This window comes from Streptomyces sp. NBC_00096 (assembly GCF_045041305.1).
Classification (GTDB): domain Bacteria; phylum Actinomycetota; class Actinomycetes; order Streptomycetales; family Streptomycetaceae; genus Streptomyces.
Map to the genome: position 1 here is coordinate 4,222,285 of NZ_CP108221.1, position 16,858 is coordinate 4,239,142.

Sequence of the window (16,858 nt, forward strand, 5' to 3'; positions counted from 1 at the left end):
CTCAGTTCCCGTAGGCCTTGGCCGCGTCCGCCTCCAGCCTCGCCTGCGTCCCCGCCACGTCCGACGGGTTCGCCAGGAAGTCCTGGAGCGCCTTCCACTCGCCCGCGCCCGGAGTCCCGCCGAAGGCCGCCGGCGCCTGGTCCGACATGTCGAAGCGGAAGTCGTCGCCCGCCGCGATCAGGGCCTGGGCCATGCCGCGCTGGATGTCGTTCGGGTACGCGCCCGGCTCGACCGACTTGTTCGGGGAGAGGAAACCGCCCTCGTGGGCCTGGATCCGCGCCGAATCGGCCGAGGCCAGGAACGTCAGCAGCGCCTGCGCGCCCTTCGAGGCCTTCAGCGCGACCGCCACGTCACCGCCCGAGACCACCGGGGCCTTCGCGCCGACCGAGGGGAAGGGGAAGACCAGGGCGTCCGTGCCCACCTTGGCCTGCGTCTGCGCGATGTTCACCGCCACGAAGTCGCCCTCGTAGACCATCGCGGCCGCCGGCCGGTCACCGCCGGTGAAGGTCTGCGTCACCGACTTCGGGAACTCCGTCGCCAGCGCCCCGCTCTGGCCGCCCGCCAGGAAGTCCGCCCGCCCGAACAGCTCGGCGAGGGTGGTCAGCGCCTGCTTGACGCTGTCGTCCGTCCACTTGAGCTGGTGCCCGGCGAGCTGGTCGTACTTCTCCGGGCCCGCCTGCGAGAGGTAGACGTTCTCGAACCAGTCCGTCAGGGTCCAGCCGTCGGCACCGGCCACCGAGACCGCCGGGGTGCCGGACGCGGACAGGGTGTCGGCCGCGGCGATGAGCTCCTTCCAGGTCTTGGGGGGCTTCACCCCCGCCGCCTCGAAGGCCTTCGCGTTGTACCAGATCAGCGACTTGTTGGCGGCCTTGTAGTACACGCCGTACTGGGCGCCGTCGACCGCGCCCAGCGATTTCCAGCCGTTCGAGTAGTTCTTGTCGAGCTGGGCCTGCGCCTCGGTGCCGACCGGCTGCGCCCACTTGTTCTTCACCGCCGAGACCAGCGCACCGACCTGCGGGAGCAGCGCCACGTCCGGCGGGGCGCCGCCCGCGATCTTCGAGCCGAGGAAGGTGACGATCGGGTCCTGCGCCGGGACGAAGGTGACCGTGGCGCCGGTCCGCCGCTCGAACTCCTTCAGCACCTTGACGAAGTTCTCCTGCTCCTGGCCCGTCCAGACGGCCGCGACCTCCAGCTTCTCGCCGTCGAGCCGGGGTAATACGACCGTGGCCGCGGTCGGGGTGGGACCGTCGGCCGCCTTCGGGGGCTCCTTGGCGCCGCCGCCGCACCCGCTGAGCGCGAGCGCGCCGACGGCCGCGAGGGCGGCCCAAGCGCGGTGCCCCGCAAGCGCCTTCGTACGGTCGCGGTCGGGTGTCCCGGTACGGCGGCCCGTGGGCACTCTCGTGCGGCGTCCCGTAAGCGTCCTCGTGCGGCTCGTTCCGTGCTTGCGCATGGCGGTGCCCCCGATGCCTCGCTGGCGATGGTGTGTCCCGTGCCACAAGGTCTACGCCGACCCGCGCACCCCCGCAATAGCGCCTCGCCGCGTACGACCGGGTGGACGACCGTCGCTCAGGGGGCCGGGGAGGGGGTCAGGGGGCCGGCGGGAACAGCACCGGTATCGCCGACACCAGGTGCGAGGCCCGGTCCAGGGCGCTCGCCAGCAGGGCGAGGTCGGTCGGGCCGTTGCCCAGCTCGCGGACCGGGCGGCGGGCCGGCGGATCACCCATCCGCTCCCATTCCACCGGCACCACCGTCGGCCGCAGCGTCGCCGTCCGCGGGATCCGGCCGGTGACCCGGCCGCCCTGGAACGGGACCGTGCGGCCGTCGGCGGACCGGAGCACGCCGCGGCCGGGCCCCGGCTGGTCGGGGGCGTCGAGCTCCACGCGCAGGGTGGTCAGCCGGGCCAGTTCGGTATCGGCGGTCCGGTCCGGGCGGGCGCTGGTGGCCACCAGGTGCACACCGAGCCGCGCACCCTCGCGGGCCACCGCCTCCAGCGCGCGGACCACCGAACCGGCGGCGGGCCGGCCCGTGCTGCCCAGCCCCGGCGCGACCAGCGCGTCGAAGTCGTCCACCAGCACGACGAGGCGGGGCAGCGGGCTGGGACCGGCCGCCGGGTCGGTGCGGGTGGCCGAGGAGCGTAGCCGCAGGGTGCCGGAACGCTGGGGGTCGATGTCCCCGCGCAGCTCGCCGGGGGTGGGCTGGCGGGGCGAGACCAAGCGGTCGGAGACCTCGCGCAGTGCGTGCCACTCGGAGAAGGGGACCCCGTCCAGCAGTTCGGCCCGCCGCTTGAGCTCGGCACCCAGGGCCTGCGCGAACTCCCGCATGCGCAGCGGATCGGAGGCGACCAGGTGGGCCGAGACGTGCGGCAGCTCGGTGCAGGGCAGCAGCCCGTCACCGCGTTCGCCGCCGGCCCCGTCGAGCAGGACCAGCCCGAGCCGGTCGGGTCGGGCGGCGGCCGACAGGGAGGCGGCGACGGAACGGAGCAGCTCGGTACGGCCGCTGCCGGCGGGCCCCTCGATCAGCAGGTGCGGTCCGTCGGTGACGAGTTCGGCGCCCACCGGCCCGCGCCGGCCGGTGCCGAGGACGATCTCGGCGAGACCGCCGACCCGCTGCCCCTGGTCGGTGGCGGCGGCCCAACGGGCCATCAGGGAGGCCGGGGTGGCCCGGGCCAGCCCCAACTCGTCCAGCAGCCGGGCGGTCTGGGGCAGGTTCGCGGCGGCCGGCCGGTAACCGCCTTCCGCCGATGGGGAGTCGGCCTTGAGCGGGGCCAGGGCGCGGGCGAACCGCTCCGCCCAGGCCGCCGACACGGCGTCCGCGGTGGCCATCGAGCCGGACCCGGCCGGCCGGCCTCCCGAGACCGCGAAGGTCCGTACGGCCGTGGCCACGTCCCCGCTGAGCAGGGCTGCGGCGGCGCAGTCCCGGAAGGCGGGGGCGGCCGCGCAGGCCGATTCGTACGTTTCGGCGACCGGGGAGGCGGGCGTCGCGGCCGGCGCGTCCGCGAGGACCAGCACGTGGATCCCGGCGGCCGGACCGTGGGTGGTGAGCCGGCCGGTGACGTCCCGGAGCGCGCCGGAGCCGGGGTCACCGTCGATGACGAGGAGGGTGTACGGGCCCCGGTAGGCGTACGAGGCCTCGCGGACGGCGTCCGCCGGGGCGGCGGCCCAGTGGGTGCCGAGGGGGCCGTCGTCGAGGCGCCGGGTCAGCTCGCCGGCGCGGGCGGTCGCCTGGTCGCGGTCGTACGCGAGCAGCAGCCGGCAGTCCTGCCCGTGCGCGGGCCGTACGTGGGGCAGCCAGCCGAGCCAGCCCCAGTCGCGGCGGCGTTCGGCGAGCGGGCGGGCCCGGTCGGCGGCGACCAGCACGATCTCCAGGCGCTGGCCGGGGGCGTGCAGGGCGGCGAGCTGCGCGATCACCGACCGGGCGACGCCGGTCAGCCTGGCCCGGGGCCCGGCGATGCCGAGCGCGCCGGTCTCGCGGAGCGCCACCTCGCTGCCCGCGCCGAGCGTGACGTCGAGCCCGGCGGGCCCGGCCCACAGCCGCGGGGCCGGCCCGAGGGCGGCGAGCAGCAGGGCCGCCGGATCGTCGGAACCGGGCCGCGCGGCGACGGCGGCCTCGGCCTGGGCCACCTCCTCAGCCACCTCCGCGGCCTCCGCTCCCCGCACCCACTTCCGGGCCCACGCCCCGATCCCGCGACGGGCCCCGCGACGGGGCTCGGGGGCGATGTCCGCACCGGGGGCGGCGTCCGCACCGGGGGCGGCGGAGCCGGGGGTGCTGGACTGTCCGGCGCCGCCGGTGCCGTACTGGCCGGTGGCGGGGGCGCCCCCGCCACCCCCGCCGTGCTGCTCGCCAGCGGGGGTGCCCCAGCCGGCTCCGCTGTGATGTTCGGTGCTCTGGGTGCCCGAGTCGGTTCCCCTGTGCTGTGCGGTGCTCTGGGTGCCCTCGCCGTGCTGCCCGGTGCCGGGGGTGGCGGGCTGCCCGGTGCCGCCGGTCCCGCGCTGTTCGGTGCCGCCGGTGCCGTACTGACCCGAGCCCGGGGTTCCCCAGCTCTCTGCGCCGTACTGCTCGGTGCCCCAGCCCGCTGCGCCGTGCTGTCCGGTGCCGGGGGCGGTGGACCGCCCGGTGCCGCCGGTGCCGTACTGGCCCGGATCGGGCGCGCCCCAGCTTGCTCCGGCGTGCTGTCCGGTGCCGGAGGTGCCCCGGTCGGCTCCGGTGCGCGGGGTGGTGGTCGGGCCGCCGTGGCCCTGGTCGGCGGTGCCGTCCCAGTTCGCGGCGGGTGCGGGGAGGCCCGGGCCGGTGGCCCGGCCGCCGGGTTCCGCGCCGGGCCAGACGGGGTCGGGGGCGGAGCCCCCGTTACGGGAAGGGGCGGGCTGGGGGAACTGTCCCCTCGGGCCCCCGCCGACCCCCCGCGCGCCGCCGGAGGTCCCGCCGCCGGGGTACGCCCCGGAGGTGACGCCGCTCCAGGCTCCGCCGGAGGTCCCGCCGCCGGGGTACGCCCCGGAGGGGGCGCCGGTGCGGGCTTCGTCCGGGGAGGGGTTCGGGTGGGGGTCGGGTGCGGTCCCGGGCCCCGGGGTGCCGCCGTCGGCGGTGGGGCCCGGTGGAGGGTCCGGGAGGGTGAGGGAGAGGTGGCCCTCCAGGTCGGGGGTGACCGCGAGGCGTGCGGGGGCCGGGCCCACGGCCAGGCGGAGGGTGGATTCGCCCACCCGCAGCAGTGCACCCGGCGCGAGCGACACCCGCTCCGCGCCGACCACCGCGCCGTCGAGCGTCGTACCGTTCGTCGACCCGAGGTCGGCCACCGCCACCCGCCCGTCCGGGAGCACCGTCACGGTGCAGTGCAGGCGCGAGACGTCGGGGTCGTCCAGCGGTACGTCCGCGTCCGCCGAGCGCCCGATCCGGATCGCCCCCGGGTGCAGCAGGTGCACACCACCCGCGTCCGGCCCGGCCACGACGTGCAGTTGCGGCCCGTCCCCGGTCTCGGCGTCCGCCTGGAGGTCGGGGCCGGGCACGTTCAGCGACAGCACCGCGCCGTCCACGAGCGGCGGCTCACCGAGCGCGCACCGGGCGGGGTCGAGCCGCTCCGTACCGGCGTACAGCACGACCGTGCCGCCGGTGTCGGGCCCGCCGACGGTCGCAGCGAGCCCTGAGGCCACCGAGGACAGCGCGGTACCGGCGGGCGCGGTGACGAGTACGTCACAGCTCGCCGGTGCGCCGCCTCCGCCGGTGCCCCCGCCGGAGGCGGTCGCGGTGGCGGTCTGGTGGCCGCTGCGCGACCCCGACCCAAGGACGGTCAGCCGGATCTGCATCGCCGTCAGCGGTCCCTTCTGCGCGGTGCGCGGTGTGTGCGCCCGGCAGGGACCTGCGGGACATGTCACACGTCATTTGCATGACATGACATGGCTGTCCGCCCACCCCCACCCGGCACGGACGCGTCGTCCGGTCAGGTCTGCCCGGAAGGCGGGGCTCCCGTCCCGGCCGTTCCGTACGGGTGCATCCTCGCACCTGTCGTCCGCGACGCGCCCGCCACCCACCAACAAGTGATCTTGATCGGTCGCGGACCGGCACGGGATGGGCACGGGACCGGCCAGCGGGCCGATCGGATATCGACACCGACCGGAGGAAAATCGCCCCTGGCATACACCGCAAACATCACCCTTCGTGCATATGTGCGGCAACCAACCCTCCACGCCCCGCGTCTTCCCTCGGACAACCCCTAGAGTGGGCCGGAAAACCATGTGCCGGATCGTTCGCCGGACCAGCCGGACAGTTCGCCGAAATCGACCATCGACTACAGCAGGGAGCGCGCGACGTGCGGCCAGTCGGCAGCAAGTACCTGCTCGAGGAGCCGCTCGGGCGCGGCGCCACGGGCACCGTCTGGCGCGCCCGCCAGAGGGAGGCCGCCGGCGCGGAGGCGGCCGTGGCCGGCCACCCCGGCGAGACCGTGGCCATCAAGGTCCTCAAGGAGGAGCTGGCCCAGGACGCGGACATCGTCATGCGCTTCCTGCGCGAGCGTTCCGTCCTGCTGCGCCTGACCCACCCCAACATCGTCCGCACCCGCGACCTCGTGGTCGAGGGTGACCTGCTCGCGCTCGTCATGGACCTCATCGACGGTCCGGACCTGCACAAGTACCTCCGCGAGAACGGCCCCTTCACGCCGGTCGCCGCGAGCCTGCTGACCGCCCAGATCGCGGACGCGCTCGCCGCCAGCCATGCCGACGGCGTGGTCCACCGCGACCTGAAGCCCGCCAACGTCCTGCTCGACGAGCGCGACGGCCAGATGAAGCCGATGCTGACCGACTTCGGCATCGCGCGCCTGGCCGACTCCCCGGGCCTGACGCGCACGCACGAGTTCGTCGGCACCCCGGCCTACGTCGCCCCCGAGTCCGCGGAGGGCCGCCCGCAGACCTCCGCCGTCGACATCTACGGCGCCGGCATCCTGCTCTACGAGCTCCTCACCGGCCGTCCGCCCTTCGCCGGCGGCACCGCGCTGGAGGTCCTGCACCGCCACCTCAGCGAGGACCCGCAGCGCCCGCCGAACGTGCCCGAGCCGCTCTGGACCGTCATCGAGTGCTGCATGCGCAAGGAGCCCCACGAGCGCCCGAGCGCGGAGAGCCTGGCGCGCGGCCTGCGCGTCGTCGCCTCCGGCATCGGAGTGCACTCCACGGTCTCCGAGGTCGAGGCCGCGCTCGGCGTCGGCGCGCTCCTCGCGCCCGACCCCTCGCCCGCGCCGGTCCCCGCGACCCCGGGCGCCGCCGACGCGACGCAGGTGCTGCCCGGAGGCGCCGGGATCTCCCCGCTGGGGGCCTACGACCCCAACGGCATGACCAGCGTGCTGCCGCCGGTCGGCGCGGCCGACGCCACCTCCGTGCTGCCGAGCACCGGCGGGCCGGGAGGTGGTCCGGGAGGCGGTCCGGGAGGTGGTCCGGGCGCGGATCCGACCTCCGTGATGCCGCCCGTGCAGCGGCCGGACCAGCCGCACCCGTGGCAGTCGCAGATGCAGGCGGCCCGCGACCGCAACGAGCAGACGCAGATGCAGTACCTCGACCCGAGCGAGGACCCGCTGCGCCGCCGTCCGCAACGGCAGGGCCCGCCGCCGCAGCAGCAGTACCAGCAGCCGCAGCAGCCCCCGCGCGGCCAGCAGCCGCCCCAGCGGGGCCAACAGCCGCAGCAGCCGCCGCAGTACCGCCAGGGCCCGCCGCAGCAGCAGTACCAGCAGCCTCAGCAGTACCAGCAGCAGCAGTACGCCCCGCCGCCCCCGCCGCAGCACTACCAGCCGCAGCAGCACCACCCTCAGCAGTACCAGCAGCCGCAGGGGCAGCCCCAGTACCGCCAGCCCCAGCAGCAGCCCCAGCAGCAGCCCCCGCAGGGACCGCCGCCGCGTCAGCAGCCGCCCCAGCGCGAGCCGCGCGAGCCGCGCCGCAGTGCGAACCCGGTCAGGATCCCGGGGCTGGGCTGCCTCAAGGGCTGCCTGGTGATGATCCTGGTGTTCTTCGTCGCGGGCTGGCTGATCTGGGAGCTGACCCCGCTCCAGGAGTGGGTCGGCACCGGCAAGGGCTGGTGGGACCAGGTGTGGACCTGGGGCTCCGACGTCGTGGACTGGGTGAGCGCGATCGGCGACTCGACGGGTGGCCCGAACCCCTGACCGGGCCGAAACGGGCCGAACCGGGCCCCGCGCCACTGACTTCATGGATTTGTCGACTTCCGGGACGTGATTTCGCCCGCAGAAGTGAAGGTCGCCGCGATCCGTGGGCTCCAACCCCCACCCGGCCGCGTAGCTTTGGTGCGTACGCCAGCCGCTGAGGGAGCAGTTGTGGCACGGAAGATCGGCAGCCGGTACACCGCGCACCAGATCCTTGGACGCGGCAGCGCGGGCACGGTGTGGCTGGGCGAGGGGCCTGACGGGCCCGTCGCCGTCAAACTGCTGCGCGAGGACCTCGCGTCCGACCAGGAACTCGTCGGACGGTTCGTCCAGGAGCGCAGCGCGCTGCTCGGACTGGAGCACCCGCACGTCGTCTGCGTCCGCGACCTCGTCGTGGACGGCAACGACCTGGCCCTCGTCATGGACCTCGTCCGCGGTACGGATCTCCGTACCCGCCTCGACCGCGAGCGGCGGCTCGCCCCCGAGGCGGCCGTCGCGATCGTCGCGGACGTCGCGGACGCGCTGGCCGCGGCGCACGCGGCCGGGGTCGTGCACCGGGACGTCAAACCGGAGAACGTCCTGCTCGACATGCAGGGCCCGCTCGGGCCGGGCGGCGCGCACCCGGCGCTGCTCACCGACTTCGGCGTGGCCAAGCTCATCGATTCCCCGCGGCGGGCCACCGGCGGGCGGGCGTCCGCCCCGACCACCCGGATCATCGGGACGCCCGACTACCTGGCGCCGGAGATCGTGGAGGGCCTGCCGCCGCGAGCGGCGGTGGACATCTACGCCCTGGCCACCGTGCTGTACGAACTCCTGGCGGGTTTCACGCCGTTCGGCGGCGGGCATCCCGGGGCGGTGCTACGGCGCCACGTGACGGAAACCGTCGTCCCGCTGCCCGGTATCCCCGACGAGCTGTGGCAGCTGATCGTCCAGTGCCTGGCGAAGGCCCCCGCTTCGCGGCTGCGGGCCTCGGAACTCTCCCTGCGGCTGCGGGAGCTGCTGCCGCTGCTGGCGGGGATGCCGCCGCTGGACGTGGACGAGCCGGACGAGCCGGAGCCGGCGGACTTCCCGGAACAGGAAGCCGCGGACCCGGTTCGGCGGCGGGGCGTGGTTCCGCTGGTGCCGGGGTCCTCCACGGACTCCAACCGGGACACCCACACCTCGATGCGGGTGCCGGGGCCGGAGGAGCTGGCGGGCGGTGCGCTGGGTACGGCCCGGGTGCCGCGGCCGGCCGGCGGGCACCGGCCGGGGGCCGCGCGGCACCGGGCGGAGACGGTGCGCAAGCGGAGGCTGGCGTTGTCGGCTGCCGCCGTTGTGCTGGCCGCTGTGGTCGGGGTCGGCAGCTGGTTGGCGGTGTCCTCGGACTCCCCGCCGCCCCAGGACAACAAACAGTCCGGCCCGGCCACTCCGTAGCCCGGTAGCCCGGTAGCTCGGTAGCTCGGTGCCCCGGTGCCCCGGTGCCCCGGCGTCCCGGTGACTCCGCGGCCCCGCACCCCGGGGCTGCCCTGCGGGGCCGTCCCCTACCCGCCCTTCCACCGTTCCCCGGGCTGCGCCCGGACCCCTCCTGGGGCTCCGCCCCAGACCCCGCTCCTCAAACGCCGGAGGGGCTGGATCTTGGCCGGCCTCAGCCCGCACGTGATCGCCGGGGGGCCGGAAAATCCAGCCCCGCCGGCGTTTGAGGCGCCGCCGGAGGCACATCCAGCCCCGCCGGCGATTGAGGCACGGGGGAGGCCCGGCGCGGTCGCCGGGCCCGGGTGCCGCCGCGGCGGTGGTTACGCGCCGACCAGCTCCGGGTGCCAGCGCCGCGCAACGGCGGGGTGGGCGCGGACCCATCCCTTCAGCTCGTTGCGGCCGTACTCCGCGTGCAGCGGGTTCGACGCGTCGTGGGCGATGCCCGGCGCCGAGCGCAGGTAGTCGCCCGGGACCGTCTCGATGACGGCGTCCAGCCGCGGGTTGTAGAAGAACGGCACCGAGTAGCGCTCCACCGCCCCCTGCGGGCTGACCACCCGGTGGTCCGTCGCGGTCAGGTACCCCTCCGTCGCGATCTCCAGCAGCTCGCCCAGGTTGACCACGAACGCGCCCGGCATCGGCGGCACGTCCAGGTAGGCCCCGTCGCGGACCACCTGGAGCCCGCCGACCGAGTCCTGGAGGAGCAGGGTCAGGAAGCCGTAGTCCTTGTGGGCCCCGACCCCCTGGTCGGTGCCGGTCGGCGCGGATCCGGGGTAGCGGATCAGCTTCGTGTGCAGGTGGGGCCGGTCCGCGAAGGCCGCGTCGAAGAAGTCTGCCGGGGCGCCGATCGAGGCGAGCAGCTCCTGCAGCAGGCGGTGGGCCACCGCCGCCAGCCGGGACTGCCACTCCAGGACCGCGGTGCGCAGCTCCGGGAGGGAAGCCGGCCACTGGTTGGGGCCCTCCAGCCACAGGTACGCCGGGTCGTCCGGGCCCACCTTCGGCGCCGGCCGCTCCGCGCCCACGTCCAGCTGGTCGCGCCAGTCGGAGGCGCCGCCGGTCAGCTCGTGCCCGATGAGGGTGTAGCCCCGGAAGTGGGGGGAGTTCAGATTGCTCACGGCCAGCCGGTCGGCCTCCGGGAGCGCGAAGAAGGCCTTGGTCAGCTCCAGGATGCGGGCGGTCTCGGCGGCGGTGACACCGTGCCCGGTGAGGTGCAGGAAACCGCTGTCCCGGGCGGCCGCGTGCAGTTCCTCGCGGAAGGAGTCGCGCAGCGCCGGATCATCGGCGTGGGACAGGTCCAGGACCGGAAGGGAGTGCGCGGAAGCGGAATGAGCGGAAGGAGCGGAAGCAGGGGAGGAGGTGGTGGAAGAAGGGTGCGCGGACGGCATGACGACTCCGTTTCGGATGTCACGGGGTCCTGTCCCCAGGGATGGCGGGGGCCGCGGCCGGGGGATGGGGCCGCCGGCAGGGTTGGCGCCGGGACCGCGAGGCCGCGTACAGGACCAAGTCGGATCGGGGTGGATCAGGCTTGGGGCAGGTCCGGCGGCAGACAGCTCGTCGTGGTGACACGCATGTGGTCCACATGGCGGCGCTTGACGAGGAAGACGGTCATATCGTGAGCGTACGCCCGTACGGGCCGTCATTAGAACGGGTGATCCGGCCTGGCCGGAGATCGGCCCCCGGGGACCGGCTACGCTGGACCCGTGGCAGTCGTCGATGTTTCCGAAGAGCTGAAGTCCCTCTCCTCGACCATGGGGTCGATCGAGGCCGTCCTGGACCTCGACAAGCTGAGGGCAGATATCGCCGTGCTCGAGGAGCAGGCCGCCGCGCCGTCCCTGTGGGACGACCCGGATGCCGCTCAGAAGATCACGAGCAAGCTTTCGCACCTCCAGGCGGAGGTCCGCAAGACCGAGAACCTGCGCGGGCGCATCGACGACCTCTCGGTGCTGTTCGAGCTCGCCCAGGAGATGGACGACGCGGACACCCTCGCGGAGGCGGAGACCGAGCTGGTCTCCGTACGCAAGGCGCTGGACGAGATGGAGGTCCGCACCCTGCTCTCCGGCGAGTACGCCGAGCGCGAGGCGCTGGTCAACATCCGCGCCGAGGCCGGTGGCGTGGACGCCTCCGACTTCGCCGAGCGCCTGCAGCGCATGTACCTGCGCTGGGCCGAGCGCCACGGCTACCCGACCGAGATCTACGAGACCTCGTACGCGGAAGAGGCCGGCATCAAGTCGACCACCTTCGTGGTCAAGGCCCCGTACGCCTACGGCACCCTCTCCGTCGAGCAGGGCACCCACCGCCTGGTCCGGATCTCGCCCTTCGACAACCAGGGCCGGCGCCAGACCTCCTTCGCGGGCGTCGAGGTGCTCCCGGTCGTCGAGACCAGCGACCACGTGGAGATCGACGAGGCCGAGCTGCGCGTCGACGTGTACCGCGCCTCCGGTCCCGGCGGGCAGGGCGTCAACACCACCGACTCGGCGGTGCGCATCACGCACCTGCCGACCGGCATCGTGGTCTCCTGCCAGAACGAGCGCTCGCAGATCCAGAACAAGGCCAGCGCGATGAACGTCCTCCAGGCCAAGCTGCTCGAGCGGCGACGCCAGGAGGAGAAGGACAAGATGGACGCCCTCAAGGACGGCGGAAGCTCCTGGGGCAACCAGATGCGCTCCTACGTCCTGCACCCGTACCAGATGGTCAAGGACCTCCGGACGGAGTTCGAGGTCGGCAACCCGCAGGCGGTGCTCGACGGCGAGATCGACGGCTTCCTGGAGGCCGGGATCCGCTGGCGCAAGCAGCAGGAGCAGACCGCGTAAGGACTCCGGCAGCGCTCCGGCGGCGCTTCAGGAGCGCTTGACCAGCAACGAGGGCCCGGACACCGATCGGTGTCCGGGCCCTCGCGCTGTGCGTCTGATCGGGACGTGGCGGCTGAGGAGCTACGCCGTCTGCTGAGCCACCAGGGCCAGTGCGGCCACCAGGATCACCAGCAGCGCGATGAGCGCCACCGGATTCAGGCCGCCGGAAAAGGGGCCCTCCTGCTGGAGGCGCTGTCGGTTCGCCCGGCACACAGGGCAGCGGCCCTGGCTGACGGGTGCGGCGCAGTTCGCGCACACGAGCCGGTCATATGTCATGCGCTCCTCCTTTCGTCCCCTCGGTTACAACGGCAGCGGGAACCGGTCGGTTCCCCTACCACTGTGCCAGCTCCGGCGGCATTCGGCGCGGCCCGTCCGGGCAAACGCGGTCGGGCACCTCCGGACCAGGGGATATATCGGGGCAACTCCGGACGCCGGGCCCACACCTCGCGCCTGTTCGCGTATGGTCACGCACACCTACTCCCGGCGACCGTGGTGCACCCGTGATCCGATTCGACAACGTCTCCAAGTCCTACCCGAAGCAGAGCCGTCCCGCACTCAGAGATGTCTCCCTGGACATCGCGAAGGGCGAGTTCGTCTTCCTGGTCGGCTCCTCCGGCTCCGGCAAGTCCACCTTCATGCGGCTCATCCTGCGTGAGGAGCGGGCGAGCCACGGCCAGGTGCACGTGCTGGGCAAGGACCTCGCCAGACTCTCCAACTGGAAGGTTCCGCACATGCGGCGCCAGCTGGGGACCGTCTTCCAGGACTTCCGGCTCCTGCCCAACAAGTCCGTGGCCGACAACGTGGCCTTCGCCCAGGAGGTCATCGGCAGGCCCCGCGGCGAGATCAAGAAGGCCGTTCCCCAGGTCCTCGAGCTCGTCGGCCTCGGCGGCAAGGAGGACCGGATGCCCGGCGAGCTCTCCGGTGGCGAGCAGCAGCGCGTGGCCATCGCCCGTGCCTTCGTCAACCGGCCGGCGCTGCTGATCGCGGACGAACCGACCGGCAACCTGGACCCCCAGACCTCCGTCGGGATCATGAAGCTGCTGGACCGGATCAACCGGACCGGCACCACCGTGATCATGGCGACCCACGACCAGCAGATCGTCGACCAGATGCGCAAGCGCGTCATCGAACTCGAGCAGGGCCGTCTCGTCCGCGACCAGTCGCGCGGCGTCTACGGCTACCAGCACTGAAAGGCCCCTGAGACGCGATGCGCGCCCAGTTCGTCATGTCGGAGATCGGGGTCGGTCTCCGCCGCAATCTGACCATGACCTTCGCGGTCATCATTTCCGTATCCCTGTCGCTGGCCCTGTTCGGCGGCTCCCTGCTCATGCGCGACCAGGTGAGCAAGATGAAGGGCTACTGGTACGACAAGGTCAATGTCTCGATCTACCTGTGCAACAAGAGCGACGCCGAGGCCACCAACGGCGCGTCCTGCTCCAAGGGGGCGGTGACGCCGGAGCAGAAGCAGGCCCTGGAGAAGGAACTCAAGGGCATGGACCTCGTCGAGAGCGTCTCGTACGAGTCCTCCGACGAGGCCTTCAAGCACTACAAGGAGCAGTTCGGGCACACCGCCCTGGCCGCCTCCATCACCCCGGACCAGATGCCCGAGTCCTTCCGGGTGAAGCTCAAGCAGCCGGAGAAGTACAAGGTCATCACGACCTCCTTCTCCGGGCGTGACGGCGTCCAGTCGGTCGAGGACCAGCGCACCGTGCTGGACAACCTCTTCCGGCTCCTCGGCTACCTCAACTGGGCCGCCCTCGGCATCATGCTGATCATGCTGATCGTGGCACTGCTGCTGATCGTCAACACGGTGCGCGTCTCCGCCTTCAGCCGGCGGCGCGAGACCGGCATCATGCGGCTGGTGGGCGCGTCCAGCTTCTACATCCAGGTGCCGTTCATCATGGAGGCCGCCTTCGCCGGCCTCATCGGGGCCCTGCTCGCCTGCGGCATGCTGGGCGCCGGCCAGTACTTCGTGATCGACCACGGCGCCGCACTGCGCGACAAGATGGAGCTGATCAACTTCATCGGCTGGGACTCGGTCCTGACCAAGCTGCCGCTGGTGCTGGTCATCGGTGTGCTGATGCCCTCGCTGGCCGCCTTCATCGCGTTGCGCAAGTACCTGAAGGTGTGACAAGCGCCCCGTGAGCGGTACGGCCAACCATCCGTACCGCGGCGGGGCTTGTCCTAGACTCGGCGCCATGCTGCGCCTGCCGCGTATCCCCGCCTCCTGTCTCCGGCCCCGCGACCTCAGTCGCGGGGCCGTCTTGACGTTGGTCTTCCTCGCGGCCGTCGGCGCCGGAGCGTGCACCGGCAGCTGGGACCCCGGCGGTGCCGGATCCGCAGGCTCCGCCGGACCCGCCGGATCCGCCGGCGCCTCCGCCCTCCTGGCGCGTAAGGGGCCCTCCGCGCCCGGACCGTACGCGAGGGCGCCCCGCGAAGCGGGCACGGCCGACCGGGAGGCGGTGGCCCGTGCGGCCGCCGAGGCCGTGGCCGAGGGCAAGTCCGCCAAATCGGCGGCCCAGGAGGTCGTCAGCCGCAGCGGGGACCGCTGGGGCACGGTCTACGACCACAGCGAGTACGAGGCGTTCGCCGACGACCTGGACGGTCACTGGACCGGCGTGGGCCTGTGGGCCGGGCGGCTGCGCGACGGCCGCATCGAGATCGACCGGGTCCAGCCCGGCGGCCCCGCCGCCCGGGCCGGGCTGCGCGCCGGGGACCGGCTGCTGAGCATCGACGGACAGGGCGTGACCGGGCTGCGGGTCACCGAGGTGGTGGCCCTGCTGCGCGGCGCGGCCGGCACCCCCGTGGTGCTGAACCTGACCCGCGGCGGCACCGATCTCACCGAGACGGTGCGGCGCGAGGAGCTGCGCAGCGATCCCGTGACCGTACGGGAACTGCCCGGCGGCATCACGGTCATCAAGGTCGCCTCCTTCACCAAGGGCTCCGGCGAGCGGGTCCGCTCAGCGGTCCGCGCGGCCCCGCCCGGCGGCGGGGTCATGCTCGACCTGCGCGGCAACACGGGCGGTCTGGTCGCCGAGGCGGTCACGGCCGCCTCCGCGTTCCTGGACGGCGGGCTGGTGGCGACGTACGACGTACGGGGCGCCCAGCGCGCCCTCTACGCCGCTCCGGGCGGCGACACGGCCAGGCCGCTGGTGGCACTGATCGACGGCGGCACCATGAGTGCGGCCGAGCTGGTGACCGGCGCCCTCCAGGACCGCGGCCGCGCGGTGGCGGTGGGCACCCGCACCTTCGGCAAGGGCTCGGTGCAGATGCCGACGGAGCTCCCGGACGGATCGGTGGCGGAGCTGACGGTCGGCACGTACCGCACCCCGGCGGGCCGCAGCCTGGACGGCGGGGGCATCACCCCGGACCTGGCGGCGGCGGACGGGGTCGAGGAACGGGCCCGCACGGTATTGAGTGGCATCGGGGTGGGTCCGTAGTGCGAAAATGACCGCACTATGGCTAAGGAAACAGGGCGCAAGCTGATCGCCCAGAACAAGAAGGCGCGGCACGACTACACGATCATCGACACCTACGAGTGCGGTCTCGTGCTCACGGGTACCGAGGTCAAGTCCCTGCGTCAGGGCCGGGCCTCGCTGGTGGACGGCTTCGTCTCGGTGGAGAGCGGCGAGGCCTGGCTGTACAACGTCCACGTGCCGGAGTACAGCCAGGGCACGTGGACCAACCACAGCGCCCGGCGCAAGCGCAAGCTCCTCCTGCACCGCGAGGAGATCGACAAGCTGGAGTCGAAGACCGGGGAGACGGGCAACACGATCGTGCCGCTCTCCCTGTACTTCAAGGACGGCCGGGCGAAGATCGAGATCGCGCTGGCGAAGGGCAAGAAGGAGTACGACAAGCGGCAGGCCCTGCGGGAGAAGCAGGACACGCGCGAGACGAACCGGGTGATCTCGGCCGTGAAGCGGAAGGAACGCGGCCAGCTTTAATCTCCTGGCAGAGTGTGGTCCACGTCGCGTAGGATGGCGTCAGCACCACACGTTCGCGGGTGGCGCTGGTTGAGCGGTACACAGCAGCAGTGCAACAGCAGTACATAACTCAATAGCGTGAAACATGGGGATGATCGGTTTCGACAGCGGATGTCGATGTAGGGGAAGCGAGCCGAGGAAGCGGCAATGATCTCGTTAACCATATGTCGCAAACAATAATCGCCAACTCCAAGAGCGATAACTCCCGCTTCACCCTCGCTGCCTAATAACAGTGAGCTGAAGCCTCTGTGAGGAGCGTCAGCCCGGAAGTGGTCCCGGTCCGGATCCTGGCGTCAATTAGGGATCTAAACCTCTAACTCCGGTCACGGGGGATAGAGGGAAATCAAACAGTGACTGAGCCCGTCGGAGACTTGTCCGTGTGATCTCCGGGGCCGAGAAAAGCGCAGCGGAATGCGCTCGGAGAAGCCCTACTTCTGCACCGTTGGACGCGGGTTCGATTCCCGCCATCTCCACAACCCCCATGTTGGGTAAAGGCCCCGCGGCCATCAGGCTGCGGGGCCTTTGTCATGCCGCCCCCGGCGTGCTCCGGTCCGCGGGCGGTACGGTGAGGGCTCGAGTGGCCCGCAGGCCCCGGGAGGACACGTGAGCGCGCCGATTCCCGCCGGCGGGCCGTTGATCCCCATGCCGGAGCTCACTGTTGCCGCGATACGGAATGCCATCACGCGGATCGTTCCCTCGCGCGTCCACGCCTTCGACGAACACCTCGCGGAGGCCGCGACGAACGCGCAGCAGACCCAGAGCCTCGCCCCCCTGCGCGCCTTCATCCACATCTGGGCCATCAACGTGGCCGTCGCCCGCCACCCAGCCCGTGCGGCCCGCCTCCGCGCCCTGGAGCTGCTGATCGACGCCGGGCAGGACGACCCCTCGGATGCGCTCGCGGAGATCCAGCAGATCCTCCGGGCGGCGGAGGCCGAGGCGGGCCTGTGACC

Annotated in this window: 12 protein-coding genes and 1 other RNA gene; 9 read left to right on the top strand and 4 right to left on the bottom strand. The window is 72.8% G+C overall.

All coding sequences use genetic code 11. From position 1 onward, the window contains the following. Window position 1: 1 nt before the first annotated feature. Both OG904_RS18520 and OG904_RS18525 read right to left on the bottom strand, forming a co-directional pair. Window positions 2–1,450 (bottom strand): ABC transporter substrate-binding protein, encoded by a 1,449-nt coding sequence (locus OG904_RS18520; RefSeq protein ID WP_405492324.1) that lies wholly within the window; start codon window positions 1,448–1,450, stop codon window positions 2–4. A gap of 136 nt (window positions 1,451–1,586) precedes the next feature. Next, window positions 1,587–5,294, bottom strand: coding sequence for an FHA domain-containing protein (locus tag OG904_RS18525; RefSeq protein ID WP_405492326.1), 3,708 nt, complete (start codon window positions 5,292–5,294; stop codon window positions 1,587–1,589). 503 nt (window positions 5,295–5,797) lie between these two features. On the opposite strand from OG904_RS18525, the gene OG904_RS18530 reads away from it, so the two are divergent. Together OG904_RS18530 and OG904_RS18535 are read left to right on the top strand one after the other, a co-directional pair. After that, window positions 5,798–7,630 carry a serine/threonine-protein kinase gene (locus OG904_RS18530; protein WP_405492328.1) on the top strand — a complete coding sequence of 611 codons (1,833 nt, stop codon included), beginning with the start codon at window positions 5,798–5,800 and terminating at the stop codon, window positions 7,628–7,630. Window positions 7,631–7,798: 168 nt separating this feature from the next. Beyond that, window positions 7,799–9,040 (top strand): serine/threonine-protein kinase, encoded by a 1,242-nt coding sequence (locus OG904_RS18535; RefSeq protein WP_405492330.1) that lies wholly within the window; start codon window positions 7,799–7,801, stop codon window positions 9,038–9,040. A 359-nt stretch (window positions 9,041–9,399) separates the two neighbouring features. On the opposite strand, the gene OG904_RS18540 is transcribed toward OG904_RS18535, so the two are convergent. Beyond that, on the bottom strand, window positions 9,400–10,461 hold the full coding sequence (locus OG904_RS18540; protein ID WP_405492332.1) for an isopenicillin N synthase family dioxygenase: 1,062 nt from the start codon (window positions 10,459–10,461) through the stop codon (window positions 9,400–9,402). A 315-nt stretch (window positions 10,462–10,776) separates the two neighbouring features. Between OG904_RS18540 and prfB the strand changes: the two genes are divergently transcribed. Further along, complete coding sequence (prfB, locus tag OG904_RS18545) at window positions 10,777–11,886, top strand: peptide chain release factor 2 (protein ID WP_405492334.1); 1,110 nt, start codon at window positions 10,777–10,779, stop codon at window positions 11,884–11,886. 120 nt (window positions 11,887–12,006) lie between these two features. Here the strand turns inward: prfB and OG904_RS18550 are convergent, their stop codons facing one another. Continuing rightward, complete coding sequence (locus tag OG904_RS18550; RefSeq protein ID WP_405492336.1) at window positions 12,007–12,201, bottom strand: hypothetical protein; 195 nt, start codon at window positions 12,199–12,201, stop codon at window positions 12,007–12,009. Window positions 12,202–12,425: 224 nt separating this feature from the next. Between OG904_RS18550 and ftsE the strand changes: the two genes are divergently transcribed. The 6 genes from ftsE to OG904_RS18580 all read left to right on the top strand — a co-directional run bounded on the left by ftsE (window position 12,426) and on the right by OG904_RS18580 (window position 16,856). Further along, entirely contained in the window at window positions 12,426–13,115 is a 690-nt protein-coding gene (gene ftsE, locus OG904_RS18555) for a cell division ATP-binding protein FtsE (protein WP_214953925.1), read from the top strand. A gap of 17 nt (window positions 13,116–13,132) precedes the next feature. Next, entirely contained in the window at window positions 13,133–14,056 is a 924-nt protein-coding gene (gene ftsX / locus OG904_RS18560) for a permease-like cell division protein FtsX (protein ID WP_405492338.1), read from the top strand. A 67-nt stretch (window positions 14,057–14,123) separates the two neighbouring features. After that, on the top strand, window positions 14,124–15,365 hold the full coding sequence (locus OG904_RS18565) for a S41 family peptidase (RefSeq protein WP_405492340.1): 1,242 nt from the start codon (window positions 14,124–14,126) through the stop codon (window positions 15,363–15,365). A gap of 18 nt (window positions 15,366–15,383) precedes the next feature. After that, window positions 15,384–15,869 carry an SsrA-binding protein SmpB gene (gene smpB, locus OG904_RS18570; RefSeq protein WP_382757586.1) on the top strand — a complete coding sequence of 162 codons (486 nt, stop codon included), beginning with the start codon at window positions 15,384–15,386 and terminating at the stop codon, window positions 15,867–15,869. A 126-nt stretch (window positions 15,870–15,995) separates the two neighbouring features. Beyond that, window positions 15,996–16,384, top strand: a transfer-messenger RNA (tmRNA) gene (ssrA, locus tag OG904_RS18575). Window positions 16,385–16,511: 127 nt separating this feature from the next. Next, window positions 16,512–16,856: a DUF6247 family protein gene (locus OG904_RS18580; protein WP_405492343.1), complete on the top strand. Its 345-nt coding sequence runs from the start codon at window positions 16,512–16,514 to the stop codon at window positions 16,854–16,856. Window positions 16,857–16,858 lie beyond the last annotated feature (2 nt).

Bases quoted from the DNA above. Each gene is read 5' to 3' on its own strand.
- OG904_RS18520 (WP_405492324.1), bottom strand. From the start codon at position 1,450: ATGCGCAAGCACGGAACGAGCCGCACGAGGACGCTTACGGGACGCCGC.
- OG904_RS18525 (WP_405492326.1), bottom strand. From the start codon at position 5,294: ATGCAGATCCGGCTGACCGTCCTTGGGTCGGGGTCGCGCAGCGGCCAC.
- OG904_RS18540 (WP_405492332.1), bottom strand. From the start codon at position 10,461: ATGCCGTCCGCGCACCCTTCTTCCACCACCTCCTCCCCTGCTTCCGCT.
- OG904_RS18550 (WP_405492336.1), bottom strand. From the start codon at position 12,201: ATGACATATGACCGGCTCGTGTGCGCGAACTGCGCCGCACCCGTCAGC.
- ftsX (WP_405492338.1), top strand. From the start codon at position 13,133: ATGCGCGCCCAGTTCGTCATGTCGGAGATCGGGGTCGGTCTCCGCCGC.
- OG904_RS18565 (WP_405492340.1), top strand. From the start codon at position 14,124: ATGCTGCGCCTGCCGCGTATCCCCGCCTCCTGTCTCCGGCCCCGCGAC.
- smpB (WP_382757586.1), top strand. From the start codon at position 15,384: ATGGCTAAGGAAACAGGGCGCAAGCTGATCGCCCAGAACAAGAAGGCG.